The organism is Pseudomonas sp. GL_139_B, assembly GCF_057834475.1.
In genome coordinates, this window is the sequence record NZ_CM174403.1 from 6,135,276 (window position 1) to 6,157,723 (window position 22,448).

Annotated in this window: 16 protein-coding genes and 1 pseudogene; 13 read left to right on the top strand and 4 right to left on the bottom strand. The window is 59.8% G+C overall.

Annotated elements, in window-relative coordinates; all coding sequences use genetic code 11:
* Nucleotides 1-50: 50 nt before the first annotated feature.
* From ltrA to AC3ISI_RS28210, 3 genes are all read right to left on the bottom strand, one after another.
* On the bottom strand, nt 51-1,343 hold the full coding sequence (gene ltrA, locus AC3ISI_RS28200; protein WP_489334740.1) for a group II intron reverse transcriptase/maturase: 1,293 nt from the start codon (nt 1,341-1,343) through the stop codon (nt 51-53).
* Nucleotides 1,344-1,842: 499 nt separating this feature from the next.
* Nucleotides 1,843-2,148, bottom strand: a complete 306-nt coding sequence (locus tag AC3ISI_RS28205; protein WP_046045076.1) for a HigA family addiction module antitoxin — start codon at nt 2,146-2,148, stop codon at nt 1,843-1,845.
* Between the two features lie 7 nt (nt 2,149-2,155).
* The gene (locus tag AC3ISI_RS28210) at nt 2,156-2,434 is read right to left on the bottom strand and encodes a type II toxin-antitoxin system RelE/ParE family toxin (RefSeq protein WP_489334741.1); all 279 of its coding nucleotides are present in this window, start codon (nt 2,432-2,434) and stop codon (nt 2,156-2,158) included.
* 355 nt (nt 2,435-2,789) lie between these two features.
* On the opposite strand from AC3ISI_RS28210, the gene AC3ISI_RS28215 reads away from it, so the two are divergent.
* Both AC3ISI_RS28215 and AC3ISI_RS28220 read left to right on the top strand, forming a co-directional pair.
* Entirely contained in the window at nt 2,790-3,002 is a 213-nt protein-coding gene (locus AC3ISI_RS28215; RefSeq protein ID WP_489334742.1) for a hypothetical protein, read from the top strand.
* A gap of 16 nt (nt 3,003-3,018) precedes the next feature.
* A complete protein-coding gene (locus AC3ISI_RS28220) occupies nt 3,019-4,512 on the top strand; it encodes a YifB family Mg chelatase-like AAA ATPase (protein WP_489334743.1) in 1,494 nt (497 codons plus the stop codon).
* Between the two features lie 6 nt (nt 4,513-4,518).
* Here the strand turns inward: AC3ISI_RS28220 and AC3ISI_RS28225 are convergent.
* A pseudogene (locus AC3ISI_RS28225) lies at nt 4,519-5,730 on the bottom strand (aldose 1-epimerase family protein).
* 265 nt (nt 5,731-5,995) lie between these two features.
* On the opposite strand from AC3ISI_RS28225, the gene AC3ISI_RS28230 reads away from it, so the two are divergent.
* Genes AC3ISI_RS28230 through AC3ISI_RS28280 form a run of 11 tightly spaced genes read left to right on the top strand, consistent with a single transcriptional unit; the run spans nt 5,996 to nt 22,431 of the window.
* The gene (locus AC3ISI_RS28230; RefSeq protein ID WP_489334744.1) at nt 5,996-7,360 is read left to right on the top strand and encodes an SrfA family protein; all 1,365 of its coding nucleotides are present in this window, start codon (nt 5,996-5,998) and stop codon (nt 7,358-7,360) included.
* Nucleotides 7,361-7,377: 17 nt separating this feature from the next.
* The gene (locus AC3ISI_RS28235; protein WP_489334745.1) at nt 7,378-10,443 is read left to right on the top strand and encodes a virulence factor SrfB; all 3,066 of its coding nucleotides are present in this window, start codon (nt 7,378-7,380) and stop codon (nt 10,441-10,443) included.
* Nucleotides 10,440-13,151 carry a putative virulence factor gene (locus tag AC3ISI_RS28240; RefSeq protein WP_489334746.1) on the top strand — a complete coding sequence of 904 codons (2,712 nt, stop codon included), beginning with the start codon at nt 10,440-10,442 and terminating at the stop codon, nt 13,149-13,151. The genes AC3ISI_RS28235 and AC3ISI_RS28240 overlap by 4 nt, the downstream gene beginning before the upstream one ends.
* Before the next feature lie 3 nt (nt 13,152-13,154).
* Nucleotides 13,155-14,177 carry a hypothetical protein gene (locus AC3ISI_RS28245; protein WP_489334747.1) on the top strand — a complete coding sequence of 341 codons (1,023 nt, stop codon included), beginning with the start codon at nt 13,155-13,157 and terminating at the stop codon, nt 14,175-14,177.
* 11 nt (nt 14,178-14,188) lie between these two features.
* The gene (locus tag AC3ISI_RS28250) at nt 14,189-16,168 is read left to right on the top strand and encodes a vWA domain-containing protein (protein ID WP_489334748.1); all 1,980 of its coding nucleotides are present in this window, start codon (nt 14,189-14,191) and stop codon (nt 16,166-16,168) included.
* 10 nt (nt 16,169-16,178) lie between these two features.
* On the top strand, nt 16,179-16,880 hold the full coding sequence (locus AC3ISI_RS28255; protein ID WP_489334749.1) for an ABC transporter ATP-binding protein: 702 nt from the start codon (nt 16,179-16,181) through the stop codon (nt 16,878-16,880).
* Nucleotides 16,864-18,087 (top strand): ABC transporter permease, encoded by a 1,224-nt coding sequence (locus tag AC3ISI_RS28260; RefSeq protein WP_489334750.1) that lies wholly within the window; start codon nt 16,864-16,866, stop codon nt 18,085-18,087. The genes AC3ISI_RS28255 and AC3ISI_RS28260 overlap by 17 nt, the downstream gene beginning before the upstream one ends.
* Entirely contained in the window at nt 18,077-19,621 is a 1,545-nt protein-coding gene (locus AC3ISI_RS28265; protein WP_489334751.1) for an SUMF1/EgtB/PvdO family nonheme iron enzyme, read from the top strand. Before AC3ISI_RS28260 ends, AC3ISI_RS28265 begins: the two co-directional genes overlap by 11 nt.
* Nucleotides 19,622-19,655: 34 nt before the next feature.
* Entirely contained in the window at nt 19,656-20,387 is a 732-nt protein-coding gene (locus AC3ISI_RS28270; RefSeq protein WP_489334752.1) for a hypothetical protein, read from the top strand.
* 4 nt (nt 20,388-20,391) lie between these two features.
* Nucleotides 20,392-20,898: a hypothetical protein gene (locus AC3ISI_RS28275; RefSeq protein WP_489334753.1), complete on the top strand. Its 507-nt coding sequence runs from the start codon at nt 20,392-20,394 to the stop codon at nt 20,896-20,898.
* Nucleotides 20,899-20,955: 57 nt separating this feature from the next.
* Nucleotides 20,956-22,431 (top strand): vWA domain-containing protein, encoded by a 1,476-nt coding sequence (locus tag AC3ISI_RS28280; protein WP_489334754.1) that lies wholly within the window; start codon nt 20,956-20,958, stop codon nt 22,429-22,431.
* Nucleotides 22,432-22,448: the final 17 nt, after the last annotated feature.

The following is a 22,448-nucleotide window of genomic DNA, read 5'->3' on the forward strand; positions in this document are numbered from 1 at the left end:
CCACACCACCCGGCATGCGGGTCCGCACCGGGCGGTTCGAGAGATTGAGGTTATGAGAGTCGCACCAGTCCCAGCCTGTCGAACCACGCCAAATCCAACACTCGATTCAGCTCAAATCGGCTGTTACGCCACCAGCTATGCGAGTTGGCCGCCACTTTCCGGGCCGATTGGCTGCTGGCTCCCAACGTCCGCAGTTCGCGGTAGATCGTCGGTCCACGCCTCCATTGCTTAAGCTGGATCGCTCGCAGTCGGTGTCGTATCCATTCATCCAGCTCTCGCCAGATTTTCGGTGTTTGCGACAACCCAAAGTAAGTTTTCCAGCCCAAGAGATAAGGGCGTAGATTCTCCACAACTTGTCGCATACTGCGACCGCCTGAGCGACGGGTGAGCTCGCGTATCCGTTGCTTGAACTGCTTGCGCGCCTTGACCGCTACCGCTCTTTTGACGCCTTGTGGAGATGCCCAGAAGGCGTAGCCCAGAAACTTGCGACCATACGCACTCGCCACCGCACTCTTGCTCTCGTTGACGCTCAAGTGCAGCTTGTCATACACACGCTTCAGCAAGGCCATCACCCGCTGCCCTGCCTTGCGACTACGGACATACACATTCGCATCGTCGGCATAGCGCACGAAACAATGACCTCGACGCTCAAGCTCCCGATCCACTTCGTCCAACAGCACATTCGCCAACAACGGCGACAGCGGGCCGCCTTGCGGCGCCCCGCAGCGGCTTTTCTCGACCACGCCATTGATCAGCGTTCCTGCATCCAGATACGCCCGAATCAGCCGGATAACCGCCCGATCCGCAATCCGCTTGCGTAAACGATCCATCAAAATGTCGTGGTCGACCCGGTCAAAGAACTTCTCCAGATCCACATCCACCACCACTTTTCGGCCCGAAGACACGTGGCGCTGAGCTGCCAACACGGCGTCTTGCGCGCAGCGTCCCGGGCGAAAGCCGTAGCTGTGTTCACTGAAAGTCGGATCGAGTAATGGCTGCAGGACTTGTAGCAGCGCTTGTTGGATCAAACGGTCGGTGACCGTCGGGATACCCAACTCGCGTTGACCGCCGTCAGGTTTGGGAATGACCACACGTCGTACCGGACTGGGCCGGTAGACACCTGAGAGAAGCTGTTCACGAATCGCTGCCCACTGGGTTAACAAGTGTTCGGCAGTCCGTTCAATATCCAGACCATCGACTCCCGCTGCCCCTTTGTTGGCCTTGACCCGCTTCCATGCCCGCTTCAGGTTTTCTCTCGCAAAGGCCCGTTCCAGTAGCCCTTGCCCTGCGTTGTCGGTTTCATCTTGCGGGCGATTGACCTCGTCACTGACGGAGCTTCTCACGGCTTCACCGCTCGCAGTCTCGATCCGCCCCGCGTTTGGCAGGCATCTGACTTCCGGTCGTTCGCATCAACATGGCCTATAACGCTTTCTCTCGTTCGGCCCTTCGTCAAAAAAAAAGACTACTACGGCCTCTGCTGACTTCTCGCTCCGGCTGGCGCCGTCGCCCTTTCAGGCACGAGGCGAGATCTCCCCAGGTAAGAACGCAATCCTTCCCCGCACAACCGCCGGATTTACGCAGCCTGATCTTTGACCACAAGAGCTTCGCGATTTTTGGCTCGCTCGCCCTGATCGGCTTCGCCTTGTATCCGGTTCTTGTCCATCGGCTCACGGCTTCGATTCACGCTTCCTCCCCACACTCGGTCACCCTCATGCAGTTGCGCTTCACTTCGTTCGCTGTGGTCAGCTTACGGCGGGACTTTCACCCACAAGATTGCGCCCATGCTGGGCGCACCAAAAAAACCCCACGTTTGTAACGTGGGGTTCGCTCAGGAGCAGAGGATCAGGCGCAATGTGAAAGACGCTCAACCTGATCCCGGATCGCAGCCCCTCGTTCAATCTCGGCTTTGCGCAAATCGTAAGTCGATTGCAGGTTCAGCCAAAACTCAGGGGTCGTATCCAGACAAATAGAAAGCCTGAGAGCCATATCAGCACTGACGCCTCGACGCTGAAGCACGATGTCGTTCACCGTGGGGGTCGAAACGCGCAACGCTCTGGCCAGAGCAGCAGCCGTAAGGCTCAGAGGCTCCAGGTATTCCTCTTTGAGGATCTCGCCAGGGTGTACCGGGCGCATACCATTCTTAGTCATACTCACCTCAGTGATAATCGACGATTTCGACGTTCTCTGGTCCGTTAGGACCCCAAACAAAACAAATTCGCCATTGAGCATTGATGCGGATGCTGTGTTGACCTCTTCGATCCCCGTCCAACGCCTCCAGGCGATTGCCCGGTGGTGAACGAAGGTCCATCAGTACGGCAGCAGCATCAAGCATCGTCAGCTTTCGTTCCACGACACTCAGAATGGCTGACCACATACGGGTCTTACCGTTGCGAAACAGGTACTCGGTCTCAGAACACTTAAAGCTAACGATCATAATTTAAAGCTTAACGTTATGCATTAAGCTTGAGTGTATAACTTGAGCTCATAAATGCAAACGTGCTCCTTTGAGGTTTGGCCTTCCCTTCAAAACTCTAGGAAAAGGACTACGTGCGTCTTTCAGAAGGCCTACGAAATTCAGCCCAGTCCTACAAGAACGAGCGGCATTTCTCATTGCCTCTAAACCGTGCTCGCCTCTTAAGATAACTAGCCAAAAAAACGGCCCATAAATCGAAGGAAGGTCGCTGTGAAAACGAAAAAGCGGCAAGCGAAACTGCTACTCATCGTTGAATTTCATGCCGAGGCACGTCGGTTAACCGGGAAAGTATCAGCCAATCAACACCGATTTTTCGATGTCGCTGCTGCTCACGGGAAAGAGTTTGAGCCAAGCGGCTGGCTTGCAGGCGCTCGAGTCTGTTTCAGCAACTCAAAAAAACCGCCTGACTGAGTTTTACTTCGCAACGTATCAGCTCATTAACATCCGCAACATCCTGCGAAAGTTTGGTGCCTGTGCCGTCACGCGACCCGGCTACTCTTCAAAAAACCGCAGGAAGCGGTTCCCGTAAAGCTCAAGGAACGACCATGTCCCTCTCCATCGTCCACAGCCGCGCCCAGATTGGCGTGGATGCGCCCGCCGTCACCGTCGAAGTCCATCTGGCCAACGGTTTGCCGTCGCTGACGATGGTCGGACTGCCGGAAGCCGCGGTGAAAGAAAGCAAGGATCGCGTGCGAAGCGCGATCATCAATTCGGGCCTGCAATTCCCAGCACGACGCATCACGTTGAATCTTGCCCCGGCGGATTTGCCAAAGGACGGCGGACGATTCGATCTGGCGATTGCCTTGGGGATTCTTTCGGCTAGCGTGCAGGTGCCGACGTTGACGCTGGATGATGTGGAATGTCTGGGAGAGCTGGCCCTCTCAGGTGCTGTACGAGCTGTGCGTGGGGTATTGCCGGCAGCCTTGGCCGCGCGCAATGCCGGGCGGTCGCTAATGGTGCCTCGGGCAAACGCTGAAGAAGCATGCCTTGCCTCAGGGCTCAAGGTGATCGCGGTGGATCATTTGCTGGAAGCAGTCGCACATTTTAATGGGCACACACCGGTCGAGCCTTACGTTTCCAATGGTTTGCTCTACGCCAGCAAACCCTATCCCGACCTCAATGAAGTGCAGGGGCAACTCTCAGCCAAGCGCGCCTTGCTGATTGCCGCGGCAGGGGCACATAACCTGTTGTTCAGCGGACCACCGGGGACCGGGAAAACGTTGTTGGCGAGCCGTCTTCCGGGATTGTTACCGCCACTGGCTGAAAACGAAGCGCTGGAGGTCGCGGCGATCCAGTCAGTTTCCAGTTGCGTGCCGTTGAGCCACTGGCCTCAACGCCCTTTCCGCCAGCCCCACCACTCCGCTTCCGGGCCGGCATTGGTCGGCGGCGGCTCGAAACCGCAGCCCGGCGAAATCACCCTGGCCCATCACGGAGTTCTTTTCCTGGACGAACTCCCGGAATTCGACCGCAAAGTTCTGGAGGTGTTAAGAGAACCGCTGGAGTCCGGACACATCGTGATTTCCCGCGCCAAGGATCGAGTGAGGTTTCCCGCCCGCTTTCAGCTGGTGGCCGCAATGAACCCGTGTCCCTGTGGATATCTTGGCGAACCGAGTGGCAAATGCAGTTGTACACCGGACATGGTCCAGCGCTACCGCAACAAACTGTCGGGGCCGCTACTGGACCGAATCGACCTGCACTTGACTGTCGCCCGGGAAGCCACGGCGTTGAACCCTGCGCGCAAACCCGGTGACGACACCGCCACCGCCGCAGTACTGGTCGCCGACGCACGAGAACGACAACATAAACGCCAGGGCTGCGCGAATGCTTTCCTTGATCTGCCGGGCCTGCGCCAACACTGCAAGTTATCCACAACCGATGAGACCTGGCTGGAAACGGCGTGTGAGCGATTGACCTTGTCACTGCGGGCGGCCCATCGACTGCTCAAAGTCGCGCGTACCTTGGCGGACCTGGAACAAGTCGACGGCATTACTCGCGAGCACTTGGCCGAAGCGCTTCAATACCGGCCAACCTCAAACTAGCAGGGACTATTCCTTGCTGAGGTCCACCAACGGCGTAGCCCTCACCTCAGTCTCCCGCCCACCTTGAATATCACTCACCGTCTTCAGCGCCTTATCCACAGCCCCTTTATCCGCGAGCAAGCTGTACCTGATTTGAAACTGCCTTTGCTCTTTAACCCCAATCATCGGCACCAAACCAAGTGGCCGCTGATACCGACGGTTATAGGAAAAACTCGTCCCCGGCTCCAACCCGGTCACATACCCCTGCCCTTGCGTATCGGTGTTCTTCCACAATGAAAAAACCGGCAACTGCTGAGTATTAAACCCAACCGACACCCCAAGGCTCCCGGCCTTGTTATGCAACACAGTCAACGTGTCACCTTTGGCATCGCCGTAAGGCACAACGTTGTAAACCGTTTCGTCATAGTCCTTGGTCGGCGCGCGATAGGTTTGCCAATCTGGCAAATCCCCTTTGGCCTTGTCGTTGAACGGCGACACCTGCTTAACCGGCGCAACAAATCGGGCGCCTTGCTCCAGAAACGGCGTACTGAAGTTGCTGTGTTATAGCGCCTGGTATTCCTTTGGATAATCACCGTTGTTGCTCAGGGTGTCGTTGAGGGCAAATGTGACGCTGCCGGGCTCAGTGACCAATTCTGTCATTACCGAGAAATCGACTTTCTTGAACGCCTGCTCTTTGAGTTCGCCACGCAGGCTGATTGCGTAAGGCGGTTTTTCATCGATATGCAGGGTGACTTTACTGGCCGGGATGTTGGCGGCGCGGCCATGCAGGGTCAGCAGTTCGCCGTTGTCCATGCCGGGATGGCCGACCCATTCGTAGCCGCAGCGGGCGACCAACTCGTTGAAGCCTTCGAGCCAGCCCAAGCCGCCACGACCGTTGAGCTCGATGAAGGATGGATTGACCACGTCCTTGACCGGAGAATCCCAGCCCAGGCGCACATTGCCGACCGACGCCTGCAGGACGTTCATACCGCGAGTCGGCACTACCGAGAGTTTCATTGTGCCGTTATCGATGTCGACGATGCTGACGCCCTCTTGCCGACCGCCGTGCAAGGTACGAAGGCTCACGGAGAAGGGTTTATCGGTCTTCACACCGAGTTGCTGGCTGGTGATCTGCCAGTTTTGCGCGGCTTTGTCACTGTCGAGCAGGACGTAATCCCAGGCCATGGCGTGGGAGGCGGACAGCGCGCCAAGGGCGACGAGGAGTTTGAGCGGGGTCATGGGGAAAGCCTTTCTTGGAGTTGTGTATTTTTTATAGCGCTACTGAAACGATTCAGCAAGCTTAAAAAAGCTCATGCCCAAGACTTCCAAAGCCAATTAAAATTGACTTTATGCAACCTCCGCACGCTTACGTTAGTCTCATACGGTTGAACCTCCGACAAATTGACGGCGCAATCATGATGACATCATTGCCCCCCGTTAATGCAGGAGCAGGTACAGACAGAATTGTCTGTCATTTTTGCGCAACGGATCGTATGGAGTTTGAATGCGCGGGGCACTATTACGCAGCGGTAAGAGCGGGTCATTCACTGCCCTCGGCGAAACAGGTCAACCGGTCTACCGGGCAGCCCTGCAATTGCGCGAAGCCATTCGCCGCAAGAACCCCGATTTGGTCGATCATCTGGCCATCCCTCAAAGCGATGAACTCGGCAACCAGATCGACTGGTACAGCGCCCTCGACGGCGATGTAATTCCGTGGAGCAGCGCGACCGAAGAAGAACGCGCCCCTGCCCGCCGCCAACTGGAAGCCCTCAAGACTGCGCTCGAAGAATTGAGCCAGCGTTTCCTGGACACTGAATCCGGCGAACAGCAGCAAGGCGACAAAGCCGTGTTCGGCAAGTTGCTCAAGCGCGTCATTCATATCCCCGACGAAAACTTCGTGTACTTGGTGCAAGGCAAACCCGTGCTGACCTTTTGGGGTTTCGAGCACGCCGGTACTGACCTCAATCGCGATCCCCTGCACTGCCTCTATCAGGTTCCGCCGCCACCCGTGGTCGAAGCGCCTGTTGTTGCGCCCGTCGTGCCGGTGGTGGCCCGACCGTGGTGGCGGCGCTGGTGGTGGCTGTTGTTGCTGCCGCTCCTGCTGCTGCTTTTGTGGCTGTTGCTCGGCCTGCGCGGTTGCGTGCCGATTCCGTTGGTGGCGGTAGACCTGCTGCCCAAGGGCATCGTGCCGGTGGAAAAACAGCTGGAAGAGCCGCCACTGACCGGTAATGTCACGACGCTCAATGGCGTCCCCGTGACCGGCACCGTCGTAGGTGCTACCAACGGCACCGGCGCCGACACCGCCGTGACCGGAACACAGGGTGTGGAAGCGCCGGCCGTCGAGGGTAACGAGGCTGACGCAGCACCTGCCGACGTGACCAAAGACCCAGCCAAAGACCCGGCAGCCGAAAACAAAACCGCGCCACCTGAAAACAAAACCGCGCCGCCGGATGTCACATCGCCCGAAGCAGAAAAATCCGCCGCCGCAAAACCCGGCCCTCCCTTGAGCATCCCGCCCGACGCCGCTGACGGTGCCGCCAAGTTTCTCGATGGTCAGTACAACGCAGGCGCCGGGATACAGGACCGCCGAACCGGCAAACCGCTGCGTCTGGAATACCAGCTCAAGGACGGTAAGGGCCAAGTCACCGTACACCAGGCCGACGGTTCGAAATGCAGTGGGCCGGTGAGCGCTACTATGAAGGGTGGCAGCCTTGCCATCGACAGCCAGGGCCAGGCCGTGTGCGGCGATGGCAGCACCTACGACATGCCCAAGATCAACTGCCGCAAAGGGGCGACCACGGTCGCGGACTGCACCGGTGGTTACGGAAAAGATCAATTCCCCATGTCCATGCGGCACGTGGGCGAATAAATACGGAATAACCCGACATGTTGCCTGAAGTCACCCAATTCGAAGACACCGTCACGCTGGTCAGCGACACCGGCATCCAGTTCATGGATTTCGCCCTGCGCCTGGATCCCCGCAAGGAACCGGCGGGCGAGTTCGCACCGATGATCAGCGGGCTGATCTGCCGCCTGGTGTACAACGAAGAGAAAGACTTCTTTTTCTACGAGCCCGAACCGGAAAAGGTCGAAAAAGCCAAACCTGCGTTCAGCGTCGACATGAAAAGCAGCCTCGAATTGCTCGACGGTATCTGGCTGCCGACCCCGTTTTTCCGCTTCATGCCGCCGCATCGCTTCGACGAAGGTCCGACCAACTGGTCGCGCATGCGTCTGGTGAAACTGGCGACTCCCGACATCGACGGTAACACCCACCGCCTGACGATGGCGTTCGACAGCCGCGTGATGCCCAAGCGTGACGGCACGGCTTATCTGGCACCAAACGAAGAAGACATCAGCTCCGGCGTGTCTTTCAAACTGGCGATCAAGGCCAGCGAAACCCGCTGGTTTCTGGCGCAGCCGTGGGTCAACGAGTGGCTGCTCGAAGTGTTCAACGAGGGCAATGCCCACCGTTCGCGCGCAGAGCTGGACATCGATATCCGCGCCAACTATCACCTGGCGCACTACCTCAACTTACTCAGCCTGTTGAGCAAGCCGTCAGCCGCCCAGCAGTCGAAGGCCCGGGCGAAAGTTGAAATCCCCGAGCTGAAGGTGGTCGCCAACGACAGCAATGGCCTGGTCAAACCGATTCCGGTGGACCTGGTGCTGGACGTCGGCAACTCACGCACCTGCGGCATCCTGATCGAGAACCATGGTCAGGCCGGCTCCGGGCTCAAGCAGAACTACGTGCTGGAACTGCGCGACCTGATCACCCCCGAACACACCTACAACCTGCCGTTCGAAAGCCGCGTGGAATTTGCCCAGGCGTATTTCGGCAAGGACCATTGCTCGGTCAAGAGTGGCCGTCATGATGCCTTCCAGTGGGCGACGATTGCCCGTGTCGGCAATGAGGCCAGCCGCCTGGCCAGCCGCCGTCGCGGCACCGAAGGTTCCACGGGCCTGTCCAGCCCGAAACGCTATCTGTGGGACGAAAACGCCTATGGCCACGGCTGGCGATTCAACTGCTCGTACATCAAGACCGATAGCGAGCCGTACGCTACTGCCGCGCCGTTCTCACACCTGATCAATGAAACCGGCGAGGCGCTATACAGCCTCGAAGAAGATGATCGTCTGCCGGTGTTCATGCCGCGTTATTCACGCAGCTCGCTAATGACCTTCATGCTCGCCGAGGTGTTGGCCCAGGCGCTGTCGCAAATCAACAGCCCGGCCCAGCGTTCGCGCCAGGGTCACACCCGCGTGCCGCGCCAGCTCAACAGCATCACCCTGACCGTGCCGCCAGGCATGCCCCAGGCCGAGCGCAGCATCCTCAACGAACGCATGCTGCAAGCCATCGGCCTGGTGTGGAAAAGCCTCGGCTGGCATGCCGGCGAGGAAGATCCGCATCAGGATCAGGCCGTCAGCCCGCGCACGCCGATCCCGAGTATCCGCGTGGAATGGGACGAAGCCTCCTGCGGCCAGTTGGTGTATCTGTACACCGAGGTCAACGAGAACTTCGCCGGCCATCCGGAAGAGTTTTTTGACACCATCGCTCGGCCGGACAAGACCGACCGCCAACGCATCACCCTCGCGACCATCGACATCGGCGGTGGCACTACCGACCTTGTGATCACCGACTATCGACTCGACCGCGCGGGTAATACCGGCAGCGGCAGCAACGTGCACATAGTGCCCGAACAGCGTTTTCGCGATGGTTTCAAAGTGGCCGGCGACGACATCCTGCTGGACGTCATTCAGGACTTCATCCTGCCGAGTTTCGAAAAAGCCCTGCAGAACGCCGGCGTGAAAGCCCCGGATTCGCTGATGTCGCGGCTGTGTGGCGATGAATCGGTCAGCGCCCAGGACATGATCCTGCGTCAACAATTGAACCTCCAAGTGTTCGCCCCGCTGGGTCTGGCGCTGCTCAAGGCGTACGAGCACTACGATCCGCAGATCCCGCAAGAAGTCACCCCGCAAAGCTACCGCCAATTGCTCGGTGACAACGGGATCAGCCAGACCGTGCTCGACTACGTCAACGCCGCCGTGCGTCGCGATGTCGGCGGTCAGAGCGGTTTCGACCTGTATGCCGCGCCGATCAGCTTCGACCTGCAAAAACTCCACGCCGCGTTCCTCAACGACCAGATCAATATCACCAAGGTCCTTGGTGCGCTGTGTGAAGTGGTCGCGCATTACCCGTGCGATGTCTTGCTGCTAACCGGCCGCCCTTCGCGCCTGCCCGGCATCCAGGCGTTCATTCGCAAGGTGTTGCCGCTGCCCCCCGGACGCATCCTGGCGCTGCAAAACTACCGCACCGGAGGCTGGTATCCGTTCCACAAAAACGGCCGGATCGACGACCCGAAAAGCACCGCGTCGGTCGGCGCCATGCTCTGTCTGTTGTGCGCCAACCACAGCGTGCCGAACTTCTACTTCCGTGCTTCGGCACTCAAACCGTATTCGACGGTCAAGCACATTGGTGTCATCGACTTGAACAACGTGATCAAGGATGCCGACGTGCTGTACCGCGACATCCAGTCCGAAGATTACAAAATCAAGCTGCCGGAAATTGGCGTCGGAGATACCGCCGACACGCCACAACTGGAAATGCGCGGCGATCTGCGCCTCGGTTTCCGCCAATTGGCCGCCGACCGCTGGGCCGCCTCGCCGCTGTACACCTTGCGGTTTACCAAGGCGGGTCGGGAGAAGTTTTCCCGCGCAATCGGTGAAAATGGCGCCGCGCCGCTGCTCAAGGTGCGGTTTGAGGTCAAACCGGCAGACAAATACACGCGCAAGCAGGATCTGGTCAGCGACCGCCTCTCGGTCCGCGACATCGAATCCAACAGCAACAACGTCAACTTCAACCCGCGCAGCGACCTCGAGCTGGAACTCAACACCATGCTCGACGCCGGCCTGAGCGAGAGCAAGTACTGGCTCGACAGTGGGAGCGTGAAACGCAAATGAAAGACCTGACCCCCGATCAAACTCAGCTCTCTGCCAGTTGGGCCGCAGTTTATAAAGGCGCCGGTCAGGCGCTGGACTGGATTGGCCAGACGCGCGGCAATGCGCCGCGTCTGGACAGCGAAGCCGACAACCTGAACATCCGCCTGCACCGCGCCCGCAACCTGGCTCAAAGCCTCGGTCGTGTGGCCTGCACGCCGATGACCATTGGCTTTTTCGGCTTGTCCCAGGCCGGCAAGTCCTACTTGATTTCGGCCCTCGCCGCCGGTCAGAACGGCAAGTTGGAGACCGAGTTCGGCGACCATCGCCTGGATTTCATCAAGCACATCAACCCGGTGGGTGGTGGCAAGGAAGCCACCGGCCTGGTAACGCGCTTCAGCCGTCGGGCGACGGAAAGCCAGGACAGGGACTTCCCGGTAGAGCTCACGCTGTTCAAGGAAGTCGAGCTGGCAAAGATTCTCGCCAACGCCTGGTTCAAGGATTTCGACCTTGAGCGGATTTCCTACGAGATCGACGAAGAGCGCATCCAGCGCGTGCTCAAACCATTCGAAGGACGCGAAACCGGGCCGCTGCAAACGGGAGTCAATGCCGACGATCTGGTGTCGCTGTGGGATTACCTGCGCGACAACTTCCGCAACTCGGTGAAGAAGCTTGAGCACCTGTACTGGCCCAAAGCGTTGCAACTGGCGCCACGCCTGAATTTCCAGGAACGGGCCGAGCTGTTTTCGATCCTTTGGGGCGAGCAAAGCGAGTTGACGCGCGTGTACCAGCAACTGGCCGGCGCGCTGCACAAGCTGGGTCTGCCCGAGACCGTGTTCGCACCGTTGAAGGCCTTGGTGAGTTTCGAAAACGACACCTACAGCCAGCGCGACAGCATCATGAACGTCGACATCCTCGAACGCTTCGGCAGTCCGCTGGACTTGCCGATCGATGTTCGACCGCTGGTTGGCGATCGCCTGCAAAACAGTCAGGCGATTGCGGTCGCGCAACTGGCGGCACTGACCGCCGAAATGACCTTCCGCCTGATCGAAGCGCCGGTGGATGACATCGTCAATCAGGTCGACCTGCTGGATTTCCCCGGTTATCGCGGGCGCCAGAAGCTGCACGAGATCGCCGATTCCAACGACCCGCAATCCACCGCCAAGGACAACTCCGTTTCCCAGCTGATCCTGCGCGGCAAGGTCGCCTACCTGTTCGAACGCTACACCGACAACCAGGAAATGAACGCGCTGGTGGTCTGCACCGGTTCGACCAAGCAGAGCGACGTCAACGACGTGGGCCCGGTGCTCACCCGCTGGATCGAAAAAACCCAGGGGGCCGACTCGGCCGCTCGCAGCAAGCGCGATACCGGCCTGATCTGGGCGTTGACCATGCTCGACCTGCGCATCACCAACTCCCTGAGCCTGACACCTGACCAGTACGACGAGAGCTGGAACGGCATGGTCAAGCTGACCATGCTGGAGCGCTTTGGCAGCCTGAGCTGGATGAACGACTGGGCCGGCACACCGTTCCAGAACACTTACCTTGTACGCAAACCGCGTATGGATGCGGCATTCATCGGGCAAGACGCGACCGGTGCGGAAACCGGCCTCAATGCCATCTATCAGGATCGTGTCAGCGCGCTGGGCGCCAGCTTCGCCAGCAACGCTCTGGTGTGCAAACACATCAAGAACCCGGCCAACGCCTGGGCAGAAATGCTGCGCAACGATGACGGTGGCATCAGCCACTTCAGCGGCAGTTTCAAAGGCGTGGCCAATATCGAATTCAAATTGCAGCGCATCCGCGAGCAATTGAGCGAATGCCTCGAAGGCCTGACCACTCACGGCCTGAGCTCCTGGTACCACGCTGACGACGACGGTGCCGCAGCCGCCAAAAAAGCCAAAGCGCAGATGATTTTGACCGGACTGGGCCGTCGTCCTGCGGTGCTTGGCGAATTGATCGATCAACTCGACATACCGAGCGAAGAGGTGCGCGACCTGTACCTCAGTGGCGTGTACGAAACCGATGACGAGCCGACCGTGAGCGACGAGCCGGTCCCCCCGACACCGAGCCAGAGTCTGTACGGCAACGACGCCGGTTTCGATTTCGATTTCAGTGACGACCTGAGCCACGACGCGCCAGTCAGCAGCAAAACCGGCACCCCTGCGCCCGAACTGCAAAGCAACGAGCATCGTTTTGCCAAAGCGGCCTTCAAGGCCTGGATCGCGCACCTGCGTGAACTGACCACCCGGCAAAGCCTGCTCAACCTGCTGGGGCTGGAAAAGGCCTTGCTGGAAGCGGTGGTCGATGAACTGATCACCGCCGGCTATCGCCAGGACTTGCCGGGGCAGCTGAGCCGCGCCGTCCTCAAGCGTGCACAAAGTGGTGCGCGGCGCGATCAACTGGTCGAGCGCCAGGTACTGGAAGTGCAACGGGTGCTACGAGATTTTCTGTCCTGGTTCGGCTACCTCCAGAAGCCGGTGAGCGAGCGCCCGAACAGCCGCGCCGGAGCAAAGGCGCCTTTATTTTCGTTCTACACCGACATTGGCCCCGGACAAGTACCCGTGCTGCCGGCGCAACCGGCCAATCAGGCACAGCTGTATCTTGGCGACTGGCTCTCGGGCCTGGCCTACATCACACAGGACAATGCCGGCCATGGTGCCGGACGTGAAATCACCCCTGAACAGAACGAACGGCTGGGCCTCGTGCTCACAGCCTTCACAGCGAGATAAGCAATGCCAATTCGTGTCGACCTGCTCGCGTTAGAGCCCAATGTGCCTGGCCAGGCCCGCCTCACTGTGAAGAAATGGCAGGGTGGCGAGGAACAGCTGGAGTTTTCCATCCAACGCAATCAGGACGGTTTTTACCTTCAGGACCACAAGGCCTGGAGCAACAATCCATTCTGGTTCAAGGTCTCGCGTTTCAACTTTGCGGCCAGCGGCGAAGCCCTGGAAACGCAGGTCGGTCCGGACGTGGTCGACCCGCTGCTGGAAGGCGGCGCCAACTCGCAATTCCAGATCGAACTGCGCGAACAGAACCACGGTCATGCCGATAAAGGCGTGGTTCGCCCAGGCGTTGGCGTGCTGCCGTCCACGGCCGGCGGCCAGACACGCTCGACCTACGGCGGCGCTGAACTGACGGCGCCAAGCGTACCTGCACCGGAGATTCTGGAGATCCCGGATCTACCTGAAATGATCCTGTCCACCGCCGAGCCAGAAGTGGAGTTGGAGTCGGTACTCACCGAGCCCGCCTACACGCCGCCTCCTCCACCGGTGAAGAAAAGCAACAAAGGCCTGATCGGTCTGTTGATGGTCGTGTTGTTGCTGGCAGCGGGCGCAGGTTTCTGGTTCTACAAACGTCCCCCGGCCCCTGCGGTTGCAGCCACTGCCGTCGCACCCGCCGGCGCCGATGCTCAAGCCTGCACTCTCGAAAGCATGAACAGCCTGCCCGAGCTGACCTTCGTCCAGACCTGCATCAAGGCGGCACCCGACAGCGCCAAGTTGCTAGAGATCATCAACCAGGCCAAGGCCGGCAAGCACTGCGGTGTCGCCCAGCGCCTGTACGCCAACCGTGCCCAGGCCGGTGACGCACTGATCGCCAACGCTTATGCCCGCGAATACGACCCAAAATACCTGAAGGCCAGCGAATGTTTCCCGGCCGCGGACAACGCCACCGCCGCCTATTGGTATGAAACCATCCTCACCCAGGATCCGAACAACGCCGAAGCCAAGCAGCGCTTCGAGGAGTTGCAGAAGTGATGCGCTCGCCCATGAGTCGATTCCTGCTGAGCGGTGCCGCCTTGCTCGCGCTGTGCATCAGCCCGCTGTCCCAGGCCGATGACAAACCGCTGATCCAGGCCGGTAAAAAGACCCTGTTCCAACGCGTACTGACCACGCCCGGTTGCAAGATCAGCCCGACGGCGGGCGGTGCCGAAGGTGACGCACAACCAGTCTTCAGCCGCTTCTATGTGTACGAGCGCGCCCAAGCGAACAACGCCGAGTGGCTGAAAGTCGGCCCCGACAGTTACGGCAAAACCATTGGCTGGCTGCCTGCCAGCTGCACCACCGACTGGAAGATGCAGTTGACGCTGGCCTTCACCAACCCGGCCAACCGCGACCGGCTACTGTTCTTCAAGGACCGCGCCACCGTCGAAGGCATCCTTGATGCGCCAGATCCGGTCAGCAAAGTCGCGCCGCTGCGGGCCGCGCTGAAAAAGGGCCAACAGGCACCGGGCGTACTGGCTGAAGAACCGGAATATTTCGTCGACCTGCAAAAGCAGTTCTACCTGCTGCCGGTGCTCAGTGGCGAAGAAGTCATGACCGAAAGCGGTTTCCGCACGCGCCTGCTCAACGTCGCCTCCGTCAGCAAGCCGGAGGACAAGAACGCCAAGGGCGGTGCTGCAAACAGCGCTGCCGGCAGCAAAGAAGCCGAAGATAAAAAGGCCAACCAGCTGAAGGAGTTCAGTGCGGCCGTCGTATTTGTCATCGACTCGACGATTTCGATGGACCCCTACATCGACCGCACCCGCGAAGCGATCCGCAAGGTTTACCAGAAGATCGAAGCGCAAAATCTCGGCAAGCAGGTCAAGTTCGGCCTGGTGGCTTTCCGCTCCAACACCCAGGCGGTGCCGGGGCTGGAATACACCACCAAGATGTACGCCGACCCGACGAAGGTGAAGGACAGCGCCGACTTTTTCGCCAAGATCGCCGACCTCAAACAGGCCACCGTGTCGAGCAGCAGCTTCGATGAAGACTCGTTTGCCGGCGTCATGGAGAGCATCGACCAGGTCGACTGGAGCCAGTTCGGCGCGCGCTACGTGGTGCTGATCACCGACGCGGGCGCTATCGAAGGCGACGACAAGCTGTCGAAGACCGGTTTGAGCGCCGCACAGGTGCGTATGGAAGCCGCCAACCCGGGCGTGGCGATTTACACCCTGCACTTGAAAACCCCTGCCGGGGCCAAGGACCACGCCAAGGCCGAGGCGCAGTACAAGAACCTGTCGACCTACCCGGGCACCAACACTTCGCTGTACTACCCGGTGAACGCTGGCGATGTGCAGGAATTCGGGCGCAAGGTCGACGCCCTGGCCGGGGCGATCACTACACAAGTCAAAGCCGCCTACATGGGCGAAGACGCCATCGGCAGTGCGGCGAACGCCAAGCAGGACCCTGCCGAAAAGAAAATGCTCGAAGACGCGGCGCTGATCGGCCACGCCATGCAACTCGCCTATCTCGGTGAGAAGACCAACAGCAAAGCCCCGCCAGTGTTCAAGGCGTGGATCACCGACCGCGACCTGATCAAGCAGAACATCCCGACCACCGACGTGCGGGTGCTGCTGACCAAGTCACAGCTCAGCGACTTGAGCGATGTGATGAAGCAGATTCTCGATGCCGCCAACGAAGGCCTGATTTCGCCGACGGAAATGTTCGATCGCCTGCGTTCCGTGGCGGCGACCATGGGCGCAGATCCCAATCAGCTCAAACAGAACGGCAACGCCAAACTGGCGGACATGGGCGTCCTCGGTGAATACCTCGAAGACCTGCCTTATCACAGTGAAGTGCTGAACCTGGATGAAGAGACCTGGAAGAGCTGGGACGGTCTGGCGCAAGAGAAATTCATCCGCACACTGAACACCAAACTACGGCATTACCAGCGTTACAACGCAGATGTCGACCGTTGGGTAGCTTTAGCCAAAGACAGTGATGCGCGGGACAACGTCTATCCCGTGCCACTGGAAATGATGCCTTAACGAGACGCCCATGCTCGATATCAAGAACCTGCTGGTGCGCCGTGGTGAAGGCGCACAGGCCCATCACGTGCGACTGCCGCACTTGCAGGTCGGCGCCGGAGAAATCCTCGCCATCACCGGCGAGAGCGGTAGCGGCAAAAGCACGTTGCTCGAAGCCATCGGCCTGTTGCTCGCGCCGGTGGAACTCGAGCGCTTTCGGCTGGGCCCGACGCACGCTCAGGATATCGCCCAACTGCTGGCGGCTGACGACCAGCCTGCTCTTGCAGCGGTGCGTTCACGGCATTTGGGCTTCATTTTGCAGAGCGGCGGCTTGCTGCCGTTCCTGAGCGTGCGTGACAACATCAGCCTGCCGCGCCGTTTGCTCGGAATGAAGGCAAAGAGCGATCACATCGACCACGCCGTCGACGTGTTGCGCTTGCAAGGATTGCTGGATAAACAACCTCAGGCCTTGTCGATCGGCGAACGCCAGCGCGTGGCCTGCGTTCGGGCAATTGCCCATGAACCGCTGCTGCTGTTGGCCGACGAGCCGACCGCCGCGCTCGATCCTCTCAGTGCCCGGCGTTTGTTCGAGCTGCTCCTGAGCCTGGTGTCGAGCATGGGCCTGAGTGCACTCGTTGTATCCCATGACTGGGCCTTGTTGAAGGATTTCGGCTTGCCGCGACTCGGCGCTATCAGCCATCAGGGGGAGACTCTGTTTGAACCGATGGACTGATCGCTTGCACCTGCTGGGTTCACTGGCGCTGCAAGACCTCTGGCACGACCGCAAGGTCTCGCTGTGCATCGCCGCCTCCCTGGTGGCGGTGATCGCGCCGTTGTTGTTGCTGTTCGGGCTCAAACACGGGGTGGTCAGCCAGCTGCAGGACGAACTGCTGCGCGACCCGCGCAACCTTGAAGTGAAGATGCTCAGCAACGGCAACTACGACACGGCCTGGATCGAGCGTTTGCGCCAGCGCCCCGAGACCGGTTTTGCCCTCGGCCAAACCCGCTCGCTCAATACCCAGGCTGACCTGTTGATCGGCATGCAACGGTTTGTCGAAGGTGCGGAAATCATCGCCACCGAGCCGGGTGACCCACAACTGAACCTGCCGTCACTCAACCCTGTCGGCAATCAAGTGATCCTCAGCGCCAGCGCCGCGCAACGCTTGCAGGCCAAGGTCGGGGACAGCGTGCAGCTGCGGGCTTTGCGCCGCCTGGAAGGTGTCAATGAGCACGGCGAGACGACACTGACGGTAGTGGCCGTGCTCGACGGTGCCCGTTTCGGTCGCGCTGCCGGGTTTGTCGCCCCGCCGCTGCTGCTGGATCTGGAGCGTTTTCGCGACGGTTATCAGGTCAGTGGGTTCGGTGTTGCCACCGGCAAGCCTCAGGGCGATCTGCAACCGCTGTATGCCCGCGCCCGCGTGTATGCGCGCGACATCGATCAGGTCGCGCCACTGGAGCACTGGCTCAACGAACAACACATCGAGACCTCGAGCCGGCTGGCCGACATCGACAACGTCAAAGCCATCAACCATGTGCTGGGGCTGATCTTCGGTGTGATCGCCGGGGCGGCGCTAATCGGCTGCGTGGCGTCGATGGTCGGCGCGTTCCTGGCCAACATCGACCGTAAACGTAAAAGCCTGGCGGTCCTGCGTCTGCTGGGCTTCAAGCGCAGGGCTGTCGGCGGTTTCGTGGTCCTGCAAGCGCTATTGCTGAGCTTGGCCGGCTACGTGGGCGGGCTGGGGTTTTATGCCGTGGGCAGTCATTTGTTCGACTACTTGCTCGGCAGCAGCCGGGCCACCGGCACCTTCGTTTGCCACATCACTGTCTGGCATGGCCTGGCCGCCCTGCTCCTGACCTTTTTGGTCGCTGCTTTGGTGGCCGTGATCGGCGCCCTGCGAGCGATCAACATCCAACCTGCGGAGAGTCTGCGTGAGCTATAAACGTTTTGGCTTGCTGTTACCCCTGAGCCTCGGCTATTTGCTCGACGCCTCGGCAGCGGGCTGGGAAGAGAAGTATTACAACCCGATGCCCGAGGCTAACGACGTCGTGCTGCCGATGCCCTGCGAAGGCTCGATGGTGTTTCGCAAGGTGTTCATTCCGGTGGCCGGTCCGCTGGATGACTACCCGATCAACATCGGTCAGGACGGTGCGGAATACGGCTACGTCGAACAAACCCGTCCGACCTTTATCGCAGGCAGTTTTACCGGGGCCAAGAACGACAAATCCCGCTACTACCTGATGGCCAAGTACGAGATGAGTCAGTTGCAATACGCCGCGCTGACCGAAGCAACCTGCCCCACCGCCGCCACCAAACTGCGCGTGCCGCAAACGGCGGTGAGCTGGGTGCAAGCCATCGAAGCCGCCGACAAGTACAACTTGTGGCTGCGCAAAAACGCCGCTGACAAGCTGCCCAAGGAAGACGGCGCGCAAGGTTTCCTGCGCCTGCCGACCGAAGTCGAATGGGAGTTCGCTGCGCGCGGCGGACTGGAAGTCGGTGCTGCTGAATTCCGCGACACGCACTACCCGATGCCAGAAGGCATCAATGCCTACGAGTGGTTCGCCGGGGCGCAATCGTCCAACGGCAAAGTGCAATTGACCGGACTGCAAAAGCCCAACCCGCTGGGCCTGCATGACATGCTCGGTAACGTCGACGAAATGATGTTCGAGCCGTTTCGCCTGAACAAACTCGACCGCCAGCACGGTCAGGCCGGCGGTTACGTCGTCCGTGGCGGCAACTACCTGACCGCGCAGGCCGACCTGCGGACGGCATTGCGCAAGGAAGAGCCGTATTACAACGCCGAAGGCCAGGTGAAAAACAAGACCACAGGCCTGCGCTTGGTGATGGTCTCACCGACCCTCACCTCTCGCGAGCGGGTCGCCAGCATCGAAAGCAGCTGGAAGAAACTCGGCACCGGCAGCAAGGAAGCCGAATCTGCCGACAAAGGCACCGTGCAATCCCTGAACAGCCTCGCCTCGGGCGTAGAAGACAAAGCGCTCAAGGAAAAACTCCAGGCCCTGGAGAACCAGCTGCGCGCCAGCAACCAGCAGCAGGAAGAAACCCGCGACCAGGCGATCCGCGCCAGCCTCAATCTGGGCGCATTCCTGTGCACCAAGATGCTCGACGACGGTCAGTACGTGGACTTCCTGCAAAAGAACTACAAGCTCAACTGCGAAAGCGCAGACAAAGATGCCAGTTGCGACATGCGTAAAGGCAAGCTTGAGGAGCAAAAGGATCGCCTGCACAAACTCAGCCGTTACTACGCCAGCAGCCTGGTGGAATCGGCTACCTTGTACGGCCAGCCACTGCTTGAAACGCAAGTCCCGGTGATGGAAGAAATCATGACCCGCAACAAACAGCTGCAAGACCTCAAACCTTACTTGCGCACCCACTGGGCCAATCAGAAGGCGTTCCTGCAAAAGCAGAAGATCGACACTGAAGCCTGGTTGAACAGCTGCAAAACCGTCACTCAATAACAACGCGTCAACACCGTTACCTAGGAGTTTCACCATGTCGCGCAGCCTTTGGACTCGCTTCAAGCTACAGATCGCTTTCGTGGTCGCCGGCAGCCTGCTAATGACCGGTTGCGCCAACACCGGCAGCTCTATGCTCGGCGAAGGCGACGGTGCCGACCCGCGCCTGACCCAGGGCAATGACGCAGAGTTCTTCAGCAAGTCTGGATACCAGGCCTGCGCCGTCGGCGCCGGTGTCGGCATCCTCGCTTGCGCACTGTCCAACAGCAACAACAAAACCGTGTGTGTCATCGCCGCCGGTATTACCGCCTGTGGCGTGGCCATGGGCGCTAACTATTACCTGGATCAACGTCGCAGCGAATACGCCGATACCTCCACCCGTTTGGCAAAGATGAACAGCGACGTCCAACAAGACACGCAGAACGTGATCGCCCGTACCGCGACCGCTCAACAGGTGATCAATGATGACCAGGCGCAAATCGCCCAGATCAAAAAGGACATCGCCAACAAGAAAGTCGACCATTCCAAGGCTCAGGCGCAAATCGCCGGGATCGATTCGGACATCGCGCGCCTGCGTAAAGACCTTGCCAACATGCGCACCAAAGTTACCGAGTACAGCAAAGTGGCAGACGCCGAGCGCGCACAAGGCAGCAGCGCCGAGATGAAGCAGGTAGACATGAACATTCAGAAAATGAACCAGAAAGTCGTCAGCCTGCAGAAGGAAGTCGACGCTCTGTACAGCCAACGCTCCGCAATCACCCTGGGCTAAGCACATGACGCTAAGACAACTGATGGTCATCACTGCCGTCCTGGCCCTGAGCGGTTGCGCGAGCACGCCCGGCGAATGCGATGCGACCAATCGCGATAGCAGCATGCTGACCAAGATGAACTGCGACTACTCCGGTGGTTACAGCGATCAGGTCAAGCAGAAGGAACTGGCCCTGAGCGAGTCCCGTCAGCAAAACGCAATGTTCCGTCAGGTATACGAGAACATTCAGGCTCAGCAACTGAGCACCAAAACCGATCTGGCCAGCCAGCAGAAATCCCAGGCGGCGCTGAATCAGTCGCTGGCGCAACTACTGAACTCGCTCAAGGCCCGGCGTGGCAATGAAGCCCAGGTGCAGAAGCAGATTGCCGACCTCGAGAAGCAGCTCAAGGCTTCGCAAGCGGCGCCGACGACCCAGTCAACGCCTGCGACGCTGGCGGCCAAGCAACAAGAGCTGAAAACGTTGCAGAAGAAGGTCAACCAGCTGCAATTCAGCCTCGGCTACGAAGAGTAACTTTTCACCCCGCAGGGCATCCCGACGGATGCCTGCACTTTTTCAGGAATCGTCGTCATGCAGCGGGTCATCAGGGATGCGCAAGCCACATCGGAGGGGATGAGTGCGCTGCAAGCCAAAGTCGCCCTCATCCAGAAACACTTTCCGCCGACCGTCGCCAGTCTGTTTGCCATCCCGCGGATGGGCAGCGGCGACGTGCTGGAATGGTGGACCGAACTGGGTGGCCAACCCACGCCCTATGCCGACCTCAACGAGGACGCGCAACGACGTTTGCTGGAAACCTATGAAGTGCGTCAGACGTCCCTTGAACAGCTGGCGGACGAACTGCAAAAACGCGGTCAACCGACGGTAGCGGATGACCTGCGCAGCCTGCTCGGCACGCCAGAGCTGGACAAACTCTACAGCCTCAACGGTGAGCCATTGGTGGTGCGCTGGAACCAGCGCCCGCCCAAACCAATCGTGCCGCCGGTGGTGCCGCTCGCGCCAGTGGTGCCGCCATCGCGTCGTGGCTGGTGGATCGCGGCGGCGTTGCTCGCGCTGCTGTTGCTGCTTCTGGCGCTGTGGCTCTGGTGGTTCCTGCACCGTGAGCCGGTTGTCGTGGTTCCGCCTGTAGCACCTGTAGCGCCCGTGGTGACGCCGGTTGAGAAACCGGTTGAACCTGTCCCCGAGCCAGTCGTGGAACCGGAACCGGAACCTGCTCCGGTACCAGAACCCGTGCCAGAACCGGTACCGGAACCCAAGCCGGTCCCGCCACCAAAACCGGCACCGGCACCGGTACCCAAGCCGATCCCGCCACCCAAACCGGTTCCACCACCAAAACCGGTAGTGGCTGCCCCGCCACCGGCCCCGACGCTAGACAACTTCGCATGCCGTAAAAATGCGCCGGCTGCGGAGGTCCCGCAATTCGTGGTGGTGCTCGACACCTCGGGTTCGATGAACTTGAACATCAAGTCAGTGAAAGCCGACGAGGACTGGTTCTTCGGTGGTGGTGACCTCAACAAGCTCCTGGACCCGAATCGCTACATGCGTCTCACCGCCAAACCCAGCCGCATGGACGTCGCCAAGGACTCGCTGGCCGGCATGATCAACGGGCTGGACCCGAAGATCGACACACGCCTGATCACCTTCGCCGGCTGTGAAAGAACACCGGACCGGGGTGTGTTCAAGTTCGGCGACCGCCCGCGGCTGATCAACGGGATTCGAGGTCTGGTTCCCGACGACGGCACACCGCTGGCCGACAGCCTGGCCCGCGCGGCGAGCACCGTCGACGGGCGCAATAACGATGCGGTGATCGTGATGTTTGTCGACGGAGAAGACGGTTGCGGGCAGGACGTTTGCGCGGTATCCCGTCGAATCGCCAGGGAACAACCGCGCTTGCGAGTCAACGTGGTGAAAATCGGTGCTGGCGGCCCGTCACGTTGCATCGCTGAAAACACCGGCGGCCGGGTTTACAACAGCACCAATGCGGCTGAACTGGCTAACCAGTTGAAACAGGCGAGCAAGGAAGTTTCCAGCAGTGCCAAGTGCGACTAGTTTGGGGACTGATCCGC